18 protein-coding genes are annotated in these 20,430 nt (G+C 72.8%); 7 read left to right on the forward strand and 11 right to left on the reverse strand.

Features of this window, described 5'->3' with window-relative positions; all coding sequences use genetic code 11:
- Positions 1-58 precede the first annotated feature (58 nt).
- Entirely contained in the window at positions 59-613 is a 555-nt protein-coding gene (locus IEZ06_RS20880) for an HD domain-containing protein (RefSeq protein WP_229798494.1), read from the forward strand.
- A gap of 43 nt (positions 614-656) precedes the next feature.
- On the forward strand, positions 657-1,568 hold the full coding sequence (locus tag IEZ06_RS20885) for a Rieske (2Fe-2S) protein (RefSeq protein ID WP_203872040.1): 912 nt from the start codon (positions 657-659) through the stop codon (positions 1,566-1,568).
- 95 nt (positions 1,569-1,663) lie between these two features.
- On the opposite strand, the gene IEZ06_RS20890 is transcribed toward IEZ06_RS20885, so the two are convergent.
- The 4 genes from IEZ06_RS20890 to IEZ06_RS20905 form a co-directional block, all read right to left on the reverse strand.
- Positions 1,664-1,894, reverse strand: coding sequence for a DUF8836 family protein (locus IEZ06_RS20890; RefSeq protein ID WP_189238387.1), 231 nt, complete (start codon positions 1,892-1,894; stop codon positions 1,664-1,666).
- Between the two features lie 29 nt (positions 1,895-1,923).
- Positions 1,924-2,679, reverse strand: a complete 756-nt coding sequence (locus tag IEZ06_RS20895) for a sulfite exporter TauE/SafE family protein (RefSeq protein WP_189238388.1) — start codon at positions 2,677-2,679, stop codon at positions 1,924-1,926.
- 78 nt (positions 2,680-2,757) lie between these two features.
- A complete protein-coding gene (locus IEZ06_RS20900; protein ID WP_189238389.1) occupies positions 2,758-3,849 on the reverse strand; it encodes an SPFH domain-containing protein in 1,092 nt (363 codons plus the stop codon).
- A gap of 93 nt (positions 3,850-3,942) precedes the next feature.
- Positions 3,943-4,737, reverse strand: a complete 795-nt coding sequence (locus IEZ06_RS20905) for an ABC transporter ATP-binding protein (RefSeq protein WP_189238390.1) — start codon at positions 4,735-4,737, stop codon at positions 3,943-3,945.
- 67 nt (positions 4,738-4,804) lie between these two features.
- Between IEZ06_RS20905 and IEZ06_RS20910 the strand changes: the two genes are divergently transcribed.
- Entirely contained in the window at positions 4,805-5,524 is a 720-nt protein-coding gene (locus IEZ06_RS20910; protein ID WP_189238391.1) for an Rv1486c family protein, read from the forward strand.
- A 62-nt stretch (positions 5,525-5,586) separates the two neighbouring features.
- Here the strand turns inward: IEZ06_RS20910 and IEZ06_RS20915 are convergent, their stop codons facing one another.
- Entirely contained in the window at positions 5,587-6,261 is a 675-nt protein-coding gene (locus IEZ06_RS20915) for a response regulator (RefSeq protein ID WP_189238392.1), read from the reverse strand.
- A 178-nt stretch (positions 6,262-6,439) separates the two neighbouring features.
- The gene (locus IEZ06_RS20920) at positions 6,440-7,579 is read right to left on the reverse strand and encodes a GAF domain-containing sensor histidine kinase (protein WP_189238393.1); all 1,140 of its coding nucleotides are present in this window, start codon (positions 7,577-7,579) and stop codon (positions 6,440-6,442) included.
- Positions 7,580-7,749: 170 nt separating this feature from the next.
- On the opposite strand from IEZ06_RS20920, the gene IEZ06_RS20925 reads away from it, so the two are divergent.
- From IEZ06_RS20925 to serB, 3 genes are all read left to right on the forward strand, one after another.
- Positions 7,750-8,298 carry a hypothetical protein gene (locus IEZ06_RS20925; RefSeq protein ID WP_189238394.1) on the forward strand — a complete coding sequence of 183 codons (549 nt, stop codon included), beginning with the start codon at positions 7,750-7,752 and terminating at the stop codon, positions 8,296-8,298.
- Between the two features lie 147 nt (positions 8,299-8,445).
- Positions 8,446-9,144 carry a response regulator transcription factor gene (locus IEZ06_RS20930; protein WP_189238395.1) on the forward strand — a complete coding sequence of 233 codons (699 nt, stop codon included), beginning with the start codon at positions 8,446-8,448 and terminating at the stop codon, positions 9,142-9,144.
- A 233-nt stretch (positions 9,145-9,377) separates the two neighbouring features.
- On the forward strand, positions 9,378-10,601 hold the full coding sequence (gene serB / locus IEZ06_RS20935; RefSeq protein WP_189238396.1) for a phosphoserine phosphatase SerB: 1,224 nt from the start codon (positions 9,378-9,380) through the stop codon (positions 10,599-10,601).
- A gap of 145 nt (positions 10,602-10,746) precedes the next feature.
- Here serB and IEZ06_RS20940 read toward each other — a convergent pair whose 3' ends face one another.
- The 4 genes from IEZ06_RS20940 to IEZ06_RS20955 form a co-directional block, all read right to left on the reverse strand.
- Entirely contained in the window at positions 10,747-11,214 is a 468-nt protein-coding gene (locus tag IEZ06_RS20940; protein ID WP_229798470.1) for a SixA phosphatase family protein, read from the reverse strand.
- 383 nt (positions 11,215-11,597) lie between these two features.
- The gene (locus IEZ06_RS20945) at positions 11,598-13,937 is read right to left on the reverse strand and encodes a sodium-translocating pyrophosphatase (protein ID WP_189238398.1); all 2,340 of its coding nucleotides are present in this window, start codon (positions 13,935-13,937) and stop codon (positions 11,598-11,600) included.
- Between the two features lie 668 nt (positions 13,938-14,605).
- Entirely contained in the window at positions 14,606-15,055 is a 450-nt protein-coding gene (locus tag IEZ06_RS20950; protein WP_189238399.1) for an ATP-binding protein, read from the reverse strand.
- Between the two features lie 2 nt (positions 15,056-15,057).
- Entirely contained in the window at positions 15,058-15,408 is a 351-nt protein-coding gene (locus tag IEZ06_RS20955; RefSeq protein WP_012887265.1) for an STAS domain-containing protein, read from the reverse strand.
- A gap of 171 nt (positions 15,409-15,579) precedes the next feature.
- On the opposite strand from IEZ06_RS20955, the gene IEZ06_RS20960 reads away from it, so the two are divergent.
- Complete coding sequence (locus tag IEZ06_RS20960) at positions 15,580-18,135, forward strand: DEAD/DEAH box helicase (RefSeq protein ID WP_505852370.1); 2,556 nt, start codon at positions 15,580-15,582, stop codon at positions 18,133-18,135.
- 225 nt (positions 18,136-18,360) lie between these two features.
- Here IEZ06_RS20960 and IEZ06_RS20965 read toward each other — a convergent pair whose 3' ends face one another.
- Positions 18,361-20,346, reverse strand: coding sequence for a hypothetical protein (locus IEZ06_RS20965; RefSeq protein WP_189238400.1), 1,986 nt, complete (start codon positions 20,344-20,346; stop codon positions 18,361-18,363).
- Positions 20,347-20,430: the final 84 nt, after the last annotated feature.

Raw genomic sequence — 20,430 nt, forward strand, 5'->3', positions numbered from 1 at the left:
TGCGCGCGTGACCACCCCTCCAGCACAGGATCGTCTGCACGCCCAGCTCGCCTTCGCCATGGAGATCGACAAGCTCCGGCGCGTCGTCCGCCGCAACACCCTGATGGACGGGTCGCGGCGGGAGAACGACGCCGAGCACTCGTGGTACGTGGGGATGCTGGCCATGGTCATGGCCGAGCACGCGCCTCCGGGGACCGACATGGACAGGGTCGTCGCGATGCTGCTCGTCCACGACATCGTCGAGATCGACGCCGGCGACACCTTCATCTACGACTCCCCGGCGGTGGAGGCCCAGCTCGGCATCGAGCGCAAGGCGGCCGACCGCATCTTCGGGCTGCTCCCGGAGGACCAGGCGGTACGGCTGCGCGAGCTCTGGGACGAGTTCGAGGAGCGCAGGACCCCCGAGGCCAGGTTCGCCAAGGCCCTGGACCGCATCGCGCCCATCATGGCCAACCACCACAACGAGGGCGGGACCTGGTCGCTCTACAAGGTGACGGCGGAGCAGGTGCTGGAGAAAGTGAAGATCATCGAGGAGGGGTCGCCGACCCTCGGCGCCTACGCCACCGAGATCATCGAACTCTCCGTCCGCCGGGGACATCTGGCGCGTGCATAACGCGGTTCCCGGGTAGGTCCCTAATGGTCGAGAGGGGGCGGGAGTGAAGGAATCAGTCCAGACCGGGCGTCGGAGCCTCAAGGATCTGGCATCGACGATCAACATCGTCGGCCCGATCGAGCGGTCGTCGAGGATGGACCGGCCGATCCGCGGCCTGGCCAAGGCGGTGCGCCGCAGGATCGGGCCGGGGCGCCTGCGCGACCTGCTCCACGGCGTCCCCACCGGCAAGCCCCTGCACCCGCCGCTGGCCACCTTCGTCGTGGGCGCCTGGGCGGCGACCTCGGTGATCGACCTGACCGGGACCGGTTCCCGCGCCGCGCGGACGGTGCTCACCGCCGGGCTCGGCGCAGCGCTCCCCACGGTGGCCGCCGGCGTCACGGACTGGTCGGTCATCCACCGCGAGCAGCAGCGGGTCGGGTTCGTGCACGCGGTCACCAACCTCACCGCCTTCGGCCTGTACGCCGCCTCGCTGGCGCTGCGGGTCGGCGGGCGCGAGCGGGCCAGCCGCATGCTGGGGTACGCCGGGCTGGGCGCGGCGAGTCTGGGCGGCTTCCTCGGCGGCCACCTGGCCTACCGGCAGGCCGTCGGGGCCAACCACGCCGACTCCGTCACCCATCTGGTCCCGCTGGGCTGGTACGACCTGTGCTCCCTCAACGACCTGCCGGACGGCCGGCCGGTGGCCCGGCGGCTGGGCTACATCGACCTGTTCGTCCTGCGGGTCGACGGCGAGGTCACCGTGCTCGCCGACCACTGCTCGCACCTGGCCGGCCCGCTGCACCAGGGGAGGCTGGTCGCCGAGGGCGGAGCCGCCTGCGTGGTCTGCCCCTGGCACGGGAGCACGTTCCGGCTCTCGGACGGGGCCGTCGTGCACGGTCCGGGGACCGCGCCCCAGCCGTCGTTCGAGACCCGGATCCGCCGTGACGGGGTCATCCAGGTCCGCCCGGCGCAGAACTGACGGCTCCGCCCGCGGTCCGGCCGCAACGGGCCCGGCGGTCCGGCCACGGCCTCAGTCGTCGGCAGTCGGGAGTCGGGAGTCGGGGACCCACGGCCTCAGTCGTCGGGGCCGCCCTCGGCCGGGTGCTCCACCAGGGCGAGGACCCGGCTGGACATGAACCTGGCGGTGCGCACCGCCGTACCGCTCCGGGTGACCTCGCTCACCTCGACGACGCCGCCGCGGCGGTTGGAGATCTCCACGCGGCGGCCCGCCCGCGTCGCGGCGACCTCGTAGGTCCGTGAGGTGTCTCCGGCATCGATGACGATCTCTACTCTGTCGCCCTTCATGCCTGATTCATACCCATACTGGGTAGGTTTTATCCGTACACCAGTTTGACTATCGCGGCGACGCCGACGCAGACGATGAAGACCCGCAGCACCGGGGCGGGCAGTTTCCGGCCCACCTTCGCGCCCAGGAACCCGCCGATCGCCGCGCCCGCCGCCACCAGCGCCACGGCCCGCCAGTCCACCTCCGCCACCAGCACGAACAGCACCGCCGCGGTCGCGTTGACCAGCAGGGAGAGCACGTTCTTGGCGGCGTTCACCCGTTGCAGGCCGTCGTCGAGGAAGATGCCGAGCAGCCCGATGAGCAGCACCCCCTGGGCCGCCCCGAAGTAGCCGCCGTAGACCCCCGCCGCGAAGACGCCGAGCCAGAGCCAGGGACCGCCGTGCGGGCGGGCGTGCTCGCGCCAGGCGCTCAGCCACGTGCTGAGCCTCGGCTGGACCATCACCAGCACGCACGCCAGGCCGATCAGGATCGGCACCACCACGTTGAAGGTGCTCGCCGGGAGGTAGAGCAGCAGCACGCCGCCGATGAGCGAGCCCGCCACCGAGCCGGTGCCCAGCCGCACCAGCCGGTCGCGCTGCCCCTTCAGCTCCGGACGGTAGCCGAGCGCCCCGGTCAGCGATCCGGGCACCAGCCCGATGTTGTTGGAGACGTTGGCCACGATCGGCGGCAGGCCCACCGCCACCATCGTGGGGAACGTGATCAGCGATCCGGAGCCGACGACGGCGTTGACGCCCCCGGCCCCGATCCCGGCCGCGAAGATCGCGACCGCCTCCCACGGCGTCATGAACGCCCTCCTCACTCGTACGGCTCGCGCCCGCAGACGGTGCACGGCACTCACCGCACCCTAGGAGGAGCCCGGACGTCATCCGGGAGCGGGGGTGTCCTTCCGTGTCCCGCCCGGTCCGGGCGGGGTCCCCTCCCCGGCCGGAGCCGGCGGGCCCGTCGCGGGTCCCGCCTCCGGACCCGGCGCCGCGGCGCCGGACCCCGCACCCGCGGCGTTCGCACCCCCCGTGCCCGCTCCCCCGGCACCCGCGCCCGCTCCCCCGCCGCCGGAGGCGTTCGCGAACAGGCCGCCCAGCCCTTCCAGGGCCCTGCCCATCTCCGAGGGCACGATCCACACCTTGTTGGCGTCGCCCCGGGCGATCTGCGGGAGCGTCTGCAGGTACTGGTAGGCCAGGAGCGCCTGATCGGGCTTTCCCTCGTGGATGGCCCGGAACACCATCGAGATCGCGTCGGCCTCGCCCTTGGCCCGCATCGCCTTCGCCTCCGCGTCGGCCTGGGCCCGCAGGACCACGGCCTCCGCCTCGCCCCGCGCCTTGAGGACCGCCGCCTGCTTCTGCCCCTCGGCGGTGAGGATGGCGGCCTGCTTCTGTCCCTCGGCGGTGAGCACGGCGGCGCGCTTGTCGCGGTCGGCGCGCATCTGCTTCTCCATCGAGTCCTGGATGGAGGCCGGCGGGTCGATCGCCTTGAGCTCGACCCGGTTGACCCGGATGCCCCACTTGCCGGTGGCGTCGTCGAGGACCCCGCGCAGCTCGCTGTTGATCTCCTCGCGGGAGGTGAGCGCGCGCTCCAGGTCCATGCCGCCGACCACGTTGCGCAGCGTGGTCACGGTGAGCTGCTCGACGCCGACCAGGAAGTCGGCGATCTCGTAGGTGGCCGCCCGGGCGTCGACCACCTGGAAGTAGATCACCGTGTCGATGGAGACCACGAGGTTGTCGGAGGTGATGACCGGCTGCGGAGGGAACGACACGACCTGCTCGCGCAGGTCGATCGTCTCCTTGATCCGGTCGAGGAAGGGGACCACCAGGTTGAGGCCCGGCAGGAGGGTGCGGTGGTATCTGCCGAGCCGCTCCACGATCCCGGCGGTGGCCTGGGGCACGATCCGGACCGTCCGGACCAGCGCGAACCCTGCGACGGCCACCACGATGAGGGCGGCGATGAACGACGGTCCCATTGGCCACTCCGGGCGGTCGAGTCAAATGGAGCTCTCGTCCCCGGAATGATATTTCGTTTTACTTTTTCCCAGTGGCGTAAGTCACATATGGAATCAGAACTGTTGCGCCCGGGCGTACCAGCGCCCGTCGAGGCCGCGCTCCAGGGTGAGGGGGAGGCCGAAGGTGCGTGAGAGGTTGTCGGCGGTCATGACGTGGTCGATGGGGCCCTCGGCGACCACCGCCCCGTGCCGGAGCAGCAGCGCATGGGTGAACCCGCTGGGGATCTCCTCCACGTGGTGGGTGACCAGGACCATCGTGGGGGCCTTGGGGTCGTGCGCCAGGGCCGAGAGCCTGCGGACCAGGTCCTCCCTGCCGCCCAGGTCCAGCCCGGCGGCGGGCTCGTCCAGCAGGAGCAGCTCCGGGTCCGGCATCAGCGCCCGGGCGATCTGCACCCGCTTGCGCTCGCCCTCCGACAGCGTGCCGAACCGGCGGCGGATCAGGTGGGCGCAGCCCATCTGGTCGATCAGCTCGACCGCCCGGGTGACGTCCGCGGAGTCGTACTCCTCCTTCCAGCGGCCGAGGATCGCGTACGAGCCGGTGAGCACCAGGTCGATGACCTTCTCGTCCGCCGGCACCCGCTCCGCCAGCGCCGCGCTCGCCAGCCCGATGCGCGGGCGCAGGTCGAACACGTTGGTCTGGCCCATCCGCTCGCCCAGGACCTCCACGACGCCCTCGGTCGGGAAGAGCATGGCCCCGGCGGCCTGGAGCAGCGTCGTCTTGCCCGCGCCGTTGGGACCGATCACGACCCACCGCTCGTCCTCGTGGACGGTCCATTCGATGTTCCGCAACAGGACCGCGCCGTCCCTGCGGACGGTGACGTCCTGCAACCGAAGCACCTGACCGCCCATGCGCCACGCCTCCTCATCAATCGCTCGGATCAAAACCTATTGCAGGGCGAGCGCATATCGTGGACCGGTGCACCCTGATTCACCGATCTCGGCCACGCTGGTCTGCTGGGGCAACGCCTGGCTCGCCGGGCAGACGGGGCTGGACCAGGCCGCCGACCGGGTGGAACGGCAGGCCGGGCCCCAGCTCGTCGCCACCGCCGCCGGCGACGTCCCGCTCCGGAACGTCCTCGCCGACCTGCGGGGCGACGGCCTGGCCGCGCTGCGCCTGGCCCTTCCCACGGCGGGCGACCCGCTCGGCCTCACCGGTCCGCCCGCCTTCACCTCCGCCGCCGTCGACGCCGGGCAGGCGGTCACCGCCGTGCTCCCCGGAAGGTGCCTCGGGCTGGTCCCGGCGCCGGACCTCCGCGGGTCGTCGTACTCCGGAGTGCGCTGGAGCGTGTTCGAGGCCTCCGCCGCGGTCCCCGACGTGCCCTCCCTGGCCGAGGCGGAGCACGCCCTCACGCTGGCGATGCGCGCGGCCACCGACGCCCTGCTCGGCGTGGAGGGTCCGGCCCAGGGCCACCGCCGGGCGCAGCCGCCGGACGAGGGCCTGGCCCCCGGTTATCCCGCCCGCGCGCACCGGGTCGCGGCCCTGGCCGCCCGCCTCGCCGCGGCGCTCCGCGTCGCCGACGACCGCGGTCTCACCTCGGGCCAGATCGCCACCCGCGCCCATGCCCTGCGCGACCTCGACCGCGCGGTGCGGCGCGCGCGCGTGGCCGCCCACCACGCCATCACCGAGCTGGTCTGACAGCGAGGATGTAGGGGAACGCCGCCCGGGCCCGGGGACGGCATCCGGGCCGGGGAGGGCGGTCAGGCCAGGCCGTGCCGTACGGCGTAGAGCGCGGCCTGGGTCCTGTCCTGCACGCCCAGCTTCATCAGCACGTTGGAAACGTGGGTCTTGACCGTCTTCTCCGCCACCGCCAGCTCCCGGGCGATCTCCCGGTTGGATCGGCCCGAGGCGATCAGCGCGAGCACCTCGCGCTCCCGGTCGGTCAGCGGGACCACCGGTCCCGCCGGCCCCGCCGGAGCCGCGTTCCCGGGCGGGAGGGCGGCCCCCGCCAGCATCGCCTCGGCGGCCTCGGGGGCCAGCAGCACCTGCCCGCCGTGGACCGCGCGGATGGCCTGGACCAGCGCCGCGGGCTCGACGTCCTTGTAGAGGAAGCCCGCCGCCCCGGCCCGCATGGCCGGGGCCACGTCGTCCCGGTCGGGGACCGAGGTCAGCACCAGCACGCGCGGCGTCAGCCCGAGTTCCGCGAGCCGGGCCAGCGCGCCGGGACCGTCGAGGACCGGCATCCTCAGGTCGAGCAGGAGCACGTCCGGCGCGAGCGACCCGGTCAGCTCCACCGCCTCGGCGCCGTCCCGCGCCTCCCCCACCACCTCCAGGTCGTCCTGCAGGTCCAGGAAGGTGCGCAGGCCCTGCCGGACCACCGGGTGGTCGTCCGCGATCAGCACCCGGATCGTCCGGCCCCGCTCACCGCCGCTCACCCGCGCGCCACCGTCCTCCCGCCTCCGCCCACCGCACGCCGTACCCGTCCCGCCCGCCGTCCCGGCACACGCCGTACCCGTCCCGCCCGCCGTCCCGGCACACGCCGTACCCGTCCCGCCCGCCGTCCCGGCACACGCCGTACCCGTCCCGCCCGCGGTCCCGGCGCCGTGCGGGCGCTCACCGGGGCACTTCCATCCGCACCAGCGTGCCGCCGCCCGGCTCCGAGGACACCCGCACGCTCCCGCCCAGGGCCTGCGCCCGGTCGCCCATCGACGCGACGCCCAGCCCGCGCCCGGCGGCCGCGGCCACGTCGAACCCGGTCCCGTCGTCGCGCACCTCCAGCACCACCCGGCCCTCCTCGCAGCCCAGCCGTACGGCGACCGCCTCCGCGGCGGCGTGCCGGGCGGCGTTGTGCAGGGCCTCCTGGGCGACCCGCAGGACGGCCGCCTCGGTCTCCGGCGCCAGCCCGCACAGCGCCTCCCCTTCGCCCCCGTCCCCCAGCCGGAACGTGAACGACGCCGGGTGGAGCCGGTCCAGCAGCCGGACGTGCTTGCGGAGCGTCTCGGCCAGTCCGTGGCGGTCGAGTTCGGCCGGGCGCAACTCCACGATCACCGCGCGGAGCTCGGTCAGCGCCTCCCCGGCCAGCCGCTCCACCCGCTCCAGCTCGCGCACCGCCCGATCGGGGTCGCGGGCGACCAACGAGGCCGCCGCCTGGGCGGTGAGCCGGAGCGAGAACAGCTTCTGGGTCACCGCGTCGTGCAGCTCGCGGGCCATCCGGGTGCGCTCCTCCACCAGCGCCAGCTCCCGGCCGCGCTCGTAGAGGCGGGCGTTGGTGAGGGCGATCGCGGCGTGCGCGGCGAACATCGTCAGCAGCCGCTGGTCGTCCTCGGTGAACCCGCCGGGGGCCCGCTTGTTGGACAGGAACACGATGCCGAGCACCTGTTCGCCGTCGCGGATCGGCACGCCGAGGAAGTCCTTGAGCACCGGGTGCGCGCGCGGCCAGGAGTCGAACCGCGGGTCCCGGCGGATGTCCGGCAGCCGGACCGGGGCGCCCTCGCGCAGCATCGCGCCGAGCAGCCCGTGCTGGCGGGGCGTCGGGCCGATGGCCGCCCACTCCTCGTCGGAGATGCCCTCGGCGACGAACTCGGCGAACGCCCCCTCGTCGTCGGGCACGCCCAGCGCCGCGTAACGGGCGTCCAGCAGCCGCTGCGCCGATCGGACGATCACCTGGAGCACCTCGCGGACCGACAGATGCCTGGTCACCGCCAGCACGGCCGAGCTCACCGCGTGCAGGACGGCGTCCCGGTCTCCGTTCACGTGGAGAACTCTAGGTGCACGCCCCGGCGGAGGGCTCGGCCGCCGGCGACCTCCATCTGATCGTCCGCTGACCGGCCGGGCCGCCACCTGTCCGGCCAGTCAGCCGCAAGAGGATTCCAAGTCGATCTCCGCATGCTGGTCGCAACGATCGCCTCCCCATTGGAGTGACCATGCGCCGGCCCCTGACCGCCCTCGCCGCCCTCACCGTGGCGGGTGGCATGCTGCTCGCCCCCCAGACCGCGAACGCCCAGACCTTCCAGCACCGGGCCGCGAACGCTCCGGTGACGGCACAGCAGGCTCCCCCGCTGTCGCCGCTGAAGCTGACCGCCTACTACCCCCGCAGGGCGTACGCCGGCCGCACGATCACCTACACGCTCAAGACCAAGAACGTCGGGGACTGGTACACCGACATCGCCTACGTCGGCGGATACGTCCCCAAGCAGGCCTACAAGGTCCGGATCACCGGCCCCTCCGGCTCGTACTGCGAGGCCGACGGGCGCGAGGTCGGCTGCCTGCTCGACCGGCTGAACCCCGGCAGGACCGCCACCGTCAAGGTCAAGGTCTGGCTCCGGGGCAGCGCCCGGGGCACCGCGACCGCCGAGTTCGCCACGGCCTCGATCGACGTCCCCGCGGGCGGCCTCGACACCCTTGACATCCACGGTCTCGACACCGGTGTGGACCTGAAGTACGTGAAGGTCAGGACCCGGGTCCTCCGCTAGCCGTACCCCGTCCGCGCGCCGTAGGTCCGGGTGGAGACGCGGGCGTACGGCGCGCGCCGTAGGTCCGGTTGAGGACCCCGGCGCGCGGCGCGCACCGTGCGGACAGCCTCATATGCGACCGGGCCGTCCAGCGGGCATGATCTCCCCATGACCACTCCGGCTACGCTCAGGGTCGTCCTGGCCGAGGACCACTACCTGGTGCGCGAGGGCACCCGCCGGCTCCTGGAGTCCACCGGGGAGATCTCCGTGGTGGCCGCCGTGGGCACCGCCGGTGAGCTGCTCGACGCCGCCCGGCGGTTCCGGCCCGACGTGGTCGTCACCGACATCCGGATGCCGAGCCCCGCCGACCCGGTGCGCCCGGGCATGGAGGGCGTCGACGCCGCCCACCGCATCCGGGCGGCCGCGCGGGACCTCGGGGTCATCGGCGTCGTGGTGCTCTCCCAGTTCTCCGACGCGGTGTTCGCCCTCGACCTGTTCCGGGACGGCACCGAGGGGCGGGCCTACCTGCTGAAGGACCGGGTCGGGGACATCGACGAGCTGCTCGGTGCGATCCGGTCGGTGGCCGCGGGCGGATCGGTGATCGACCCGAAGGTGGTGGAGGGCCTGCTGGCCAAGCGCGGCGTGCGCGGCGGCCCGCCGCCGGCCGAGCTCACCCCCCGTGAGCTGGACGTGCTGCGCGAGATGGCCCACGGCCTGTCCAACGGCGGCATCGCCCGGGCCCTGCACCTGTCGGTCTCCGCGATCGAGAAGCACGTGAACTCGATCTTCATGAAGCTGGCGCTGGAGAACAGCCCCGACACCCACCGCCGGGTGGCCGCCGTCATCGCCTATCTCGGCTCGGGCTAGGCCACCACCGGAACCCGAGCCGAGCCCCGAGCCGAAGCCGGAGCCGAAGCCGGAGCCGAGCCGGAACCGAGCCGGAACCCCAGCCGAAGCCGGAGCCGCAACCGGCCCTGCCGGGGCGGGGGCCGGGACGGGAACCGCGGGTGACGCCGGAGCCGGGCGGGCCGCGAACACCGGGCGTCCGGATGATGAACCACTTACCCGGACGTTTCCCGGGGCAAGTAGCGTAGGCATCGATGAACCAGCGCACGCTCCTGATCACGTTGACCGGTCCCGACCGTCCGGGCGTCACGTCCCGGCTCTTCGCCGTCCTGGCCGGTTTCCCCGTCGCCGTCGCCGACGTCGAGCAGGTCGTCATCCGCGGCCGGCTCACCCTCGGCGTCCTCGTCGCCTACACCGGCGACACCCCGACCGGAACCGGCGGCACCCTCGGCGCGCTGTGGACCGCCGTCGAGCGCACCGCGGAGGACCTGGGCCTGGAGGTGGAGCTGTCCACCGGCTCCGACACCAAGGAGAAGCGCAGGCGCGGCCGACTGCACGTCACCGTGCTCGGCGCGCCCCTGCATCCCGCCGCGATGGCCGGCATCTCGGGGCGGATCGCCGCCTCCGGGGCCAACATCGACCGGATCGAGCGGCTGTCGAGCTACCCGGTGACCTGCATCGAGCTCGCCGTCTCCGGCGCCGACCCGGACGCGCTCCGGGCCGAGCTGGCCATCGAGGCGCACGCCCAGCAGGTGGACGTGGCCGTGCAGCGGACCGGTCTGTACCGCAGGGCCAAGCGGCTGATCGTGATGGACGTGGACTCCACGCTCATCCAGGCCGAGGTGATCGAGCTGCTGGCCGCGCACGCCGGCTGCCTGGACGAGGTGGCCCGGGTCACCGAGGAGGCGATGCGCGGCGAGCTCGACTTCGCCGAGTCCCTCCGCCGCCGGGTGGCGCTGCTCGAAGGCCTCCCTGAGGAGATCTTCGAGAAGGTCCGTAAGGAGATCGTGCTCACCCCCGGCGCCCGCACGCTGGTGCGGACGCTCAAGCGGCTCGACTACCGGTTCGCGATCGTCAGCGGCGGCTTCACCCAGCTGACCGACGGCCTCGTGCGCGACCTCGGGATCGACTACTCCGCCGCCAACACCCTGGAGGTGGTGGACGGCGTGCTCACCGGACGGGTGATCGGCGAGATCGTGGACCGGGCCGGGAAGGCGCGGGCCCTGGAGCGCTTCGCCCGGGAGGCGGGCATCCCGCTCAGCCAGACCGTGGCGATCGGTGACGGCGCCAACGACCTGGACATGATCGCCACCGCGGGTCTGGGCATCGCGTTCAACGCCAAGCCGGTGGTCCGCCAGGCCGCCGACGCCGCGGTCAGCGTGCCGTACCTCGACTCGATCCTCTACCTACTCGGCATCTCCCGCGCCGAGGTGGAGGCCGCCGACGCGGAGGACGGGCTGCCCGCCACGGACCGCTGAGCCGGAACGGCCCGCCCGCCACCGACCTCGGGCGGGTACGGCCTGCGCCCCACGGACCGCCCGGCCGGGTACGGCCTGCGCCCCACGGCCCCGGGGCGGGTACGGACCGTCCGCAGCCGAAGCCGGAGGGCAGGACCGTCCGGGGTCAGCGGTCCTTCGGGCTCCACCGGGTGACCGCGCGTCCGTTCTCCAGTTCCGCCCACTCGTCGGCGGTCTCGACGACGGCGAACGCACCCGGTGGGAACCCGGGGTCGCCGTCACGCGTGGTGAGCCCCATGACCAGCTCGTGGACTCCGGGGTTGTGCCCGACCAGCAGCAGCGTGCCCACGTCGGGACCGGTCCGCCGGAGCAGTGCGAGCAGGTCGTCGGCGTAGGCCTCGTAGACGTCCCGCTCGAACTCGACGGACGCGCCGGGCAGGGCCAGCTCCGCGGTCCGCCGGGTCCGCACGGCCGGAGAGCAGAGCACCAGGTCCGGCCGGAGCCCCAGCTCGGCGAGGACCTCGCCGACCCTGCGGGCGTCGTGCTCGCCCCTCTCGGTGAGAGGACGCTCCCAGTCGGCGAGGCCGGAGTGGTGGGCGGCCTTGGCGTGCCGCAGCACGATCAGCGTGCGCATCGTCACCTCGCCGCCCACATGGCGATCCCGGCGAGCACCGCGAACACCGCGGCCATCGCCAGCAGGATCATGATGAGCGTCTTTCCCCCGGAAGGCTGCTGTTCCATCGGGTTCCCGGCACTCCCGGCTGGGGCGTGCCGTCCCTCCTCTTGAGATGTCGTCGTGTCGTCCCGGCGGCCGGGACCCGGCCGCCTCCGGCTGCCCCGGCGGAGGGAGACGGGATCCGCCTCCCCGGGGAGCGGAGGAGTCACCGCTCAGTTTCCCACCGGGACCGCCCGCCCATGCGGAAGGGGTGCGCGGTCGCCCGCGCACCCCTTCGACGGTGCCCTGCCGTACGGTGCCCTGCCGTACGGTGGCCGTACAGGGGGTCGACCGTACGGGGCTCAGCCGGCGATCGGCTCGGGCTCCGGCTCACGGTCCGGGCTGTTGTTCCCGGCCGCCGAGTCGTCGTCCACCGAGCGGCGCTTGGAGACGACCACCGCGGCGATCACCACGATCACGGCGACCGCCGCGATGCCGACCCGCAGCGCCACGTTGTCGGCGTAGACCACGACGGCCGGGGCGATCAGCAGCGCCACCAGGTTCATCACCTTGATGAGCGGGTTGATGGCCGGTCCCGCGGTGTCCTTGAACGGGTCGCCGACCGTGTCGCCGATGACCGTCGCGGCATGGGCCTCGGAGCCCTTGCCGCCGTGGTGCCCGTCCTCGACCAGCTTCTTGGCGTTGTCCCAGGCGCCGCCCGAGTTGGCCAGGAACACCGCCATGAGCGTGCCGCAGGCGATGGCACCGGCCAGGAAGGCACCGAGCGGCGCGTATCCGAGCGCGAAGCCCACGGCGATCGGCGTCATCACCGCGAGCAGACCGGGGGTGGCCAGCTCACGGAGCGAGTCGCGGGTGCAGATGTCCACGACGCGGCCGTAGTCGGGCAGCTCGGTGCCGGCCATGATGCCCGGCTTGGTGCGGAACTGCTCGCGCACCTCGAAGACGACGCGCATGGCCGCCCGGCCGACCGCCATGATCGCCAGTCCGGAGAACATGAACACGACCGCGGCCCCGATGATCAGGCCGACGAGCACGTTCGGCGAGTCGACGCCGAGGCTGAACGTGGCGAAGGACCCCAACGCGTCCTTCACCCCCTGCGTGGCCCCGGTCAGCTCGGACTCCACCGCCGTCCGGAAGGCGCCGAACAGCGCCGTCGCGGCGAGCACGGCCGTGGCGATCGCGATGCCCTTGGTGATGGCCTTGGTGGTGTTGCCGACGGCGTCCAGCGAGGTGAGCACCGCGGCGCCCTCGCCCTCGACGTCGCCGGACATCTCGGCGATGCCCTGCGCGTTGTCGGAGACCGGGCCGAAGGTGTCCATGGACACGATCACGCCCACCGTGGTCAGCAGGCCGGTGCCGGCCAGGGCGACGGCGAACAGGGCGACGGTGACGTTGCCGAAGCCGAGCAGGAACGCGCCGTAGACCGCGCCGCCGATGAGCAGCGCCGAGTAGACCGCCGACTCCAGACCGACGCTGATGCCCGCCAGGATGACCGTGGCGGGCCCGGTGACGGAGCTCTCCCCGATCTCCCGTACGGGACGCCGGTTGGTCTCGGTGAAGTAACCGGTGAGGACCTGGATGGCGCTGGCCAGGACCAGGCCGATCAGCACCGCGCCGATCGCGATGAGCCTGGGGTCGGAGTCGACGGCCGCGATCGCCGGGCTCACCCCGTTCAGCTCGGCGAAGCTGGCCGGCAGGTAGAGGTAGGCGGCCGCCGCGACCAGCACCGCGGAGATCGCCGCGGAGATGAAGAAGCCGCGGTTGATGGCCGCCATGCCGTTGCGGTCACCGTTGCGCGGAGAGGTGACGAAGATGCCGATGATCGCGGTGAGCACGCCGACCATCGGCACGATCAGCGGGAACACCAGGCCCTCGGTGCCGAAGGCCACCTTGCCCAGGATGAGGCTGGCGACCAGCATGACCGCGTACGACTCGAACAGGTCGGCCGCCATGCCCGCGCAGTCGCCGACGTTGTCGCCGACGTTGTCGGCGATGGTGGCGGCGTTGCGCGGATCGTCCTCGGGGATGCCCTGCTCGACCTTGCCGACCAGGTCGGCGCCGACGTCGGCCGCCTTGGTGAAGATGCCGCCGCCGACCCTCATGAACATCGCGAGCAGGGCGGCGCCGAAGCCGAAGCCCTCCAGCACGGCGGGGGCGTCGCCCTTGTAGACGAACACCACGATGGCGGCGCCGAGCAGGCCCAGGCCGACGGTGAACATGCCCGCCACACCGCCGGTGCGGAAGGCGATGCGCATCGCCGTCTTCTCCCCGGCGGTGCGGGCGGCGGCGGCGACGCGGACGTTTCCCCGGACCGCCAGCCACATTCCCATGAATCCGGTCAATGCGGAGAAAACCGCGCCGATCACGAAGAATACTGAACGGCCGATCCTTACTTCCGTCGAAACCGCCGGAAGCAGATACAGCAGGAAGGGAATGGCGATGACGAATACGGCGAGCGTGCGGAACTGCCGCCCCAGATATGCGGCGGCTCCTTCCTGCACGGCCCTTGAGATGTTCTGCATGCGCTCGGTGCCCTGATCGGCGGCGAGCACCTCGCGGACGAGGCCGCCGGCGACGGCGAGCGCGAGCAGGGCTACGGCGGCGACCACGACCACGATGGTCAGGTGGGAGCCGCTCAGGGATACCGCTGTCTCATCGACGGCGGCGAGATGGACAGACATCCGACTCTCCTCGGCAAGACGGGAACACGTCCTGCCCGGAGTGCGTCGCGATGAGTGGAGCGGTGGGTCGGCGGCGCACGTCCGGGCGATTGGCAGTGCCGCTTCCGGTTGCGTCCACAGACCTTCTTTCGGAGCGGAACCCGACAAGGGTCCCGTCCGAAGGACAAACCTTGGCCGGTGCGGGGAGTCTACGCAGCAAGGACGCGGATATGAAGCCTCTGCACACCGCCAATCGGCGACGTGTCCAACAGTGCCCGCGAACCCGCCCGCCCATACCACCGTTTACGCTGCTGAGCGCCGCCCATGTCCATATTTTCGCGACATTTCGGCCTACAACATTTACCCCGTTAAAGAAGACCGAAAATCTGCGGAGCTCGCCGGGCGGAGACGTCGGGCCCAGGGGAGGACGAGACGGCAGGTCGGGGAAGGCGGATCCGACGGGTGCCCGGAGAGGGCGGGGACGCCCGGCCCTCGAGGAGAGGGCGGATCCGGCGGATTCCCAGAGAGAGCGGGTCCGGCGGATTCCCGGAGAGAGCGGATCCCGCGGGTTCCCGGAGAGAGCGGATCCGGCGACCCTCGGGTCCGGACATGACGACGACCGGGCGCGCCCCTGTGGGCGCGCCCGGTCGTGGAGAAGCCGTCACCCGGAGGCCACGGGCCGCCCCGGGTCAGACCGGGGACAGGCCGTTCGGCGCGGCGGGCCAGCTCATGCGGATGCGCATGCCCTTCGGACTCGGGAAGACCTCGACGTCGTCGGCCAGCCCCGCGATGACCGCGATGCCGAACCCGGACATCAGCGTGTCGGGGACCTTCCCGAGGAGGTCTTCGAGAGAGGGCGTGGTGCGCTCCTGCCGCTCCAGCTCATCACTCGGGGCCGCGTCGGTGACGATCACCTCGAACCGCCCCGAGTCGTCGCACAGCTCGATGCGGATCGGCTCCCCCGGGCAGTGGAGGCGGTGCGCCTCGACCGCCCGGGAGCAGGCCTCACCGACGGCGAGCCGTACCTCGTCCAGCAGTGACTCCTCCACCCCGGTACGGCGCGCGATCGCGGTGGCGACCAGGCGTGCCGTACGCACGTGGGCGGGAAGGGCGCTGAACGTCAGCTCGACGGTGGCCATGGCTACTTGTCTCGGCCGTGGGCTTCCTTGGCCTCCTCGACCGAGGCGTAGATGCCGAAGACCTTGGTCAGGCCGGTGATCCGGAAGATCTTCAAGATGCGCTCCTGGGTGCAGACGAGCTCCAGGGAGCCGTCGTGCGCCCGAACGCGCTTGAGCCCGCCGACCAGGACGCCGAGACCCGTGGAGTCGAGGAAGTCGACCTTCTCCATGTTGACCAGGAGGTGGAAGTTCCCCTTGTTGACCAGGTCGATGAGGAGCTCACGCAATCTGGGCGCGGTGTAGACATCGATCTCACCCTCGACCTCGACGATGGTGAGACGGTCCTCGGAATGGTGGTCCAACTTCAGATCCACAGATCCTCCAGCGCCTTGCCTGCGAAAATACGATTCAGGCGTGACTTCTGGGACCTGGAGGTCCCTAGACGACAAGCCCCGACGCGCGGCATTCAACCATGCGTACGCTCAGTGTCTATACGAAATCACGATTCCCGGCGACTCTGCCCACAGATGCGAGACTGAAAACCAGTGAGCCCGTCTTCTTCCTCCCCGTCGCGAGCAGACCCTCCGCTGTCCCGTCTGCTCGGCGTTCCCGCACGTCGGGGGCGCGTCACCCATGTGGAGCATGTTCCAGCACGTCAGGCGGGTCAAGCCCGATGGCCGGATTGGGTCAGCGAGACGCTGGTTACGCGCTGGGCGAACCAGGGTATTTTCGGTCTTTGGCCACATCAGGCGGAGGCCGCCGAGCTGGCTCACCGTGGCCGAAACGTGATCATCGCCACCGGCACCGCCTCGGGCAAGTCCCTCGCCTACCAGGTCCCCGCGCTCAGCTCCGTGCTGGACGGGGGCACCGCCCTCTACCTGACTCCCACCAAGGCCCTGGCCGCCGACCAGCTCCGCGCCCTGGAGGCACTCGACGTGCCCGGCCTGCGCGCCGCGGCCTACGACGGCGACACGCCCTACGAGGAACGGGCCTGGATCCGGCGGCACGCCAACTACGTGCTCACCAACCCGGACATGCTCCACCGCGGCCTGCTGCCGGGCCACGCCCGGTGGTCGGGTTTCTGGCGGCGGCTGCGGACGGTGGTGGTGGACGAGTGCCACGGCTACCGGGGCGTCTTCGGCTCCCACGTGGCGCAGATCCTGCGCCGCCTGCGCCGGGTCTGCGCCCGGTACGGCTCGTCCCCGGTCTTCGTCCTCGCCTCCGCCACGGCCAGCGACCCCGGGGCCTTCGCGATGCGCCTGACGGGCCTCCAGACGGCCGAGGTGACCACGGACGCCTCTCCCCGGGGTTCGATCACCTTCGCCCTCTGGGAGCCGCCCCTGACCGATCTGCGGGGCGAGGGCGGCGCACCGGTCCGGCGGCCCGCCGCCGCGGAGACCGCCGACCTCCTCGCCGACCTCGTCCTCGACGGGACCCGCACCCTCGCCTTCGTCCGTTCGCGGCGCGCCGCCGAATCCGTGGCCCTGTCCGCCCGGGCCAGGCTCTCCGACCTGGCCTCGGGCACGGTCTCCCCGCCTCCTTCGGGCATGCTCTCCCAGCCTCCGCCGTCCCCGACGAGCCCGGCGGGTCCCGCGCCGGGGACGGACCCGGCGGACCTCTCCGGCCTCCGGTCCCGGGCGGACCCGGCCGGGACGGCATCCGGAACGACCTCCAGGACGGACCCGGCGGGCCCCACCCCCGGCGCGGACCCGACCGGCCCTTCCGGTCCGCCGTCCCGGACCGCCCCGGCGCCCCTCACGAGCCTCGCGGACCTGCCCGGCAGGATCGCCGCCTATCGGGCCGGATACCTCGCGGAGGAACGCCGGGGCCTGGAGCGGGCGCTGCGGTCGGGGGACCTCCTCGGGCTGGCCACGACCAACGCCCTGGAACTCGGCGTCGACGTGTCGGGGCTGGACGCCGTGCTCATCGCGGGATGGCCGGGCACCCGGGCGTCACTGTGGCAGCAGGCCGGACGGGCCGGCCGCGCGGGCCAGGACGCGCTGGCCGTGCTGATCGCCAGGGACGACCCGCTCGACACCTATCTGGTCCACCATCCGGAGGCCCTGTTCGGGCGGCCGGTGGAGGCGATCGTGCTCGATCCCGGCAATCCCTACGTCCTGGGCCCGCACCTGTGCGCGGCGGCGGCAGAGATCCCCCTCACCGAGGAGGACCTGGAGATCTTCGGTCCGACCTCGAAGGAGGTGCTCGCCTCGCTGGTCGGCGACGGCCTGCTCCGGCGGCGGCCGTCGGGGTGGTTCTGGACCAGGCGGGAGCGGGCGACCGACCTCGCCGACATCCGGGGCTCCGGCGGGGCGCCCGTGCAGGTCGTGGAGCTGTCCACCGGATGCCTCCTGGGGACCGTGGACGAGTCGTCGGCCCACACGACCGTGCACACCGGAGCCGTCTACGTGCACCAGGGCGAGACGTTCCTCGTCACCGAGCTCGACCTGGAGGCGGGGGTCGCACTGGTCGAGGCGGGAACTCCCGACTACACGACCTTCGCCAGGGACGTCACCGAGATCTCCGTCCTGGAGTCGTTCCGCTCCCATCCGCTCGGTCCGGGGGAACTGCACTTCGGCTCGGTGGAGGTCACCCGCCAGGTCGTCTCCTACCTCAAGCGCCGCCTGCAGAGCGGCGAGCCCCTCGGTGACGAGGCGCTCGACCTGCCTCCGCGAACGCTGCGCACCCGCGCGGTCTGGTGGACGCTGCCCGCCTCGGCGATCTCACCCCTGGCCGAGGCCGGGCTGGACCTGGGGGGAGCGGCGCACGCCGCCGAACACGCCTCCATCGGCATGCTCCCGCTCTTCGCCACCTGCGACCGGTGGGACATCGGCGGCGTCTCCACCGAGCTCCACGCCGACACCGGCATGCTCACCGTCTTCGTCTACGACGGCCACGAGGGCGGCGCGGGCTTCGCCGAACGGGGGTTCTCCCGCGCCCTCGAATGGCTCACCGCGACCAGGGAGGCCATCGCCTCCTGCGAGTGCGAGCGCGGCTGCCCCTCCTGCATCCAGTCCCCCAAATGCGGAAACGGCAACGACCCCCTGGACAAGGCCGGTGCCCTGCGCCTCCTCGCCGTCCTCCTCTCGATGAACGGATGACGGAGGCGGCTCAGGACCCGCCCCGCGGGGTGAGCCCGCGGCGGCCCCGCAGAGATCCGACGGGGATCCACGGGAGGGATCCCCGAGACGGGCCTCCGGGTTCGGGACCGGGGCCCCGGTGCCGCCTCGGGACGGCCACGCGGCGGCACCGTTCAAGACCGCGCTCCACCGCCGTCGGGACCGGGGTCCCGTGGCCGCCTCGGGACGGCCACGCGGCGGCACCGTTCAAGACCGCGCTCCACCGCCAGGGCGGAGCCGGCCGGAACGGAGCCCGCCGGGCGCGCCGGAGCCGTGTTCGTCCTCCTCTCGGACCTCCTCCCGGTCCTCCGCCCAGAAGTCCGTCGCCCCGGGTTGGGGCCGTTCCCAGAACCCGCTGTCCTCGATCGACCGGGGTGCGGACGGCAGGTAGCCGTCCCAGCGGCCTCCGCTGCTCCGGACCGCCACGGGGGTGACGCTGCCGATCTCGGGGGCCGGCGCCGCCGCGGGCAGGGTGGAGCCCGTCGATTCGAAACGGGCATGCGGGATCTCCGCCGCCGCGCCGCTCTCCTCCGGCCGGGCCGCATGCTCGGTCCTCCCGGCTTCAGCGGACACCGCCTGCCCGGCTTCCACGGGCGCACCCGGCCGCGCCCCGGAGGAACCGGCCTCACCAGGTGACGCCGTATCCGATGTCTTCCCGCCTCCCCCGGTGAAGGACCGGGTGAAGGAGCAGGTCACGGGGTGCCCGGCTGCGGAGCCCCCGGCCGGTCGCCGGGAGTACGGCATCCGGACCACCGCGAGGATGACCGCGGGGCGACGAGGGGGTCCCGGCGCCTTTCCGGCGGCCGGGCTCCGAGCCGCCCCGGCGCCGTCGCCGCGGAGGGCGGCGCCGCGCGTATCGGTGCCCTCCGCGGCGGAGCCGCCCCGCGAGGTGTCGCCTCCATCCAGCACGGCGCCACCACGCGAAGCGGCACCACCAGCGGCACCGCCATGCGAACCGCCGTCCCACCCCGGAACGGCACTTCCGTTCAGGACCTTGGCGGTCATGCCTTCCCCGGATCCACCGGTCACACGTCCGTCGGCCCGGCCGGTCAGCCACCTGCGGCGGACCCACGCGCCGCCGTGCGCCCCGAGGAGCAACAGGAGCATTCCGCCGGCGATGAGAAGCCCCAGGCCGGCCGTGCCGTCCGTCGCCGGTCCGGGTCGGCCGGTGGCGTCCGTGCTCCCGTCGGACGCGGTCTCCGCCACCTCCGAACCGGCCCTTCCCGTCCCGCCCCCTTTTCCCGCCCTCCCCGCCGCGCCGGAGTCGGCCGCCTCGGAGCCCGTGTCCGGCTCCGTACCGCTCCCGGCCCCACCGGCGCCCGGCCCCGTGCCGGCTCCGCCCTCCTGGGCTCCGGATCCCCCGTCGGGGACGATCTCCGCAGGCCGGGCCCGGCTCGTCGGAGTGTCCTTCTGCGGCAACCGGGGGAGGCTCTCGACACCGGACCGGCGGTCGTCCTCCGCGTGGTTCCGGCCCTCCCGCCGGGCGCCCGCGTCATGCGGGTCCCCTTCGTCTCCTCTGGAGCGTGCGCGTTCCCGGGCCCTGGGGACCGGAACGCTCACCCCCGCGACGGCCGACCGGCCCGAGGCGAGGGTGCCGCCTCTGCCGTCGCTCCGGATCGCCCGCACCGTGAACCCGATCCGCTTGCCCGCGGCCTTGGCGGGAAGCACCAGGGTCACCCTGCACGAGCCCCCGCCGCACGCGCCGCTCACCCCCACGGCGCCGACCCGGCCGGTCCGGCTGCTGAAGATCTCGTAGCCCCGGAGATCGGGCTCGGCCCCCCGGCTCCAGGTGAGCACGGCCCGGTCGCCCCGCAGCCGGACGCCCACCCCGCCGGGCGAACGCGGAGGAACGGACTGGGTCAGCGTCCGGGACGTCTCGTCCCATCTCCCGCCCAGCAGCTTGCCTCGTTCGACGAGCCTGATGGTGTAGCGGCCGTTCGGGCGCCTGCGGGGATCCCAGGCGTAGGAGACACGCCGGTCTCCCTTCGCGACCTGCCTGCCGTTGACGTAGAGCACGGCGTCGAAGACCAGGTCGACCCTGCCCGAGATCGTCACCTTCCGGTCCGAGGTGACCCGTGACGGCATGTCCAGACTCGCCTTGGCATGGGCGGGACCCGCCGCGGCGAGCATCGCGGAGACAGACACGATCGGAGCGATCACCGCCACGGTGACCAGGCTGCGAACCGTCGTCACGACGTTTCCCTTCGTCGGGGGCCGCATCGCGGCCGCCCTTTCCGGAGCTGAACACGAGGCGGCATGGACGTGAGGTAAGTAGAA

The organism is Planomonospora antibiotica (assembly GCF_014647955.1).
In the GTDB taxonomy this organism is placed as follows: Bacteria; Actinomycetota; Actinomycetes; order Streptosporangiales; family Streptosporangiaceae; genus Planomonospora; species Planomonospora parontospora.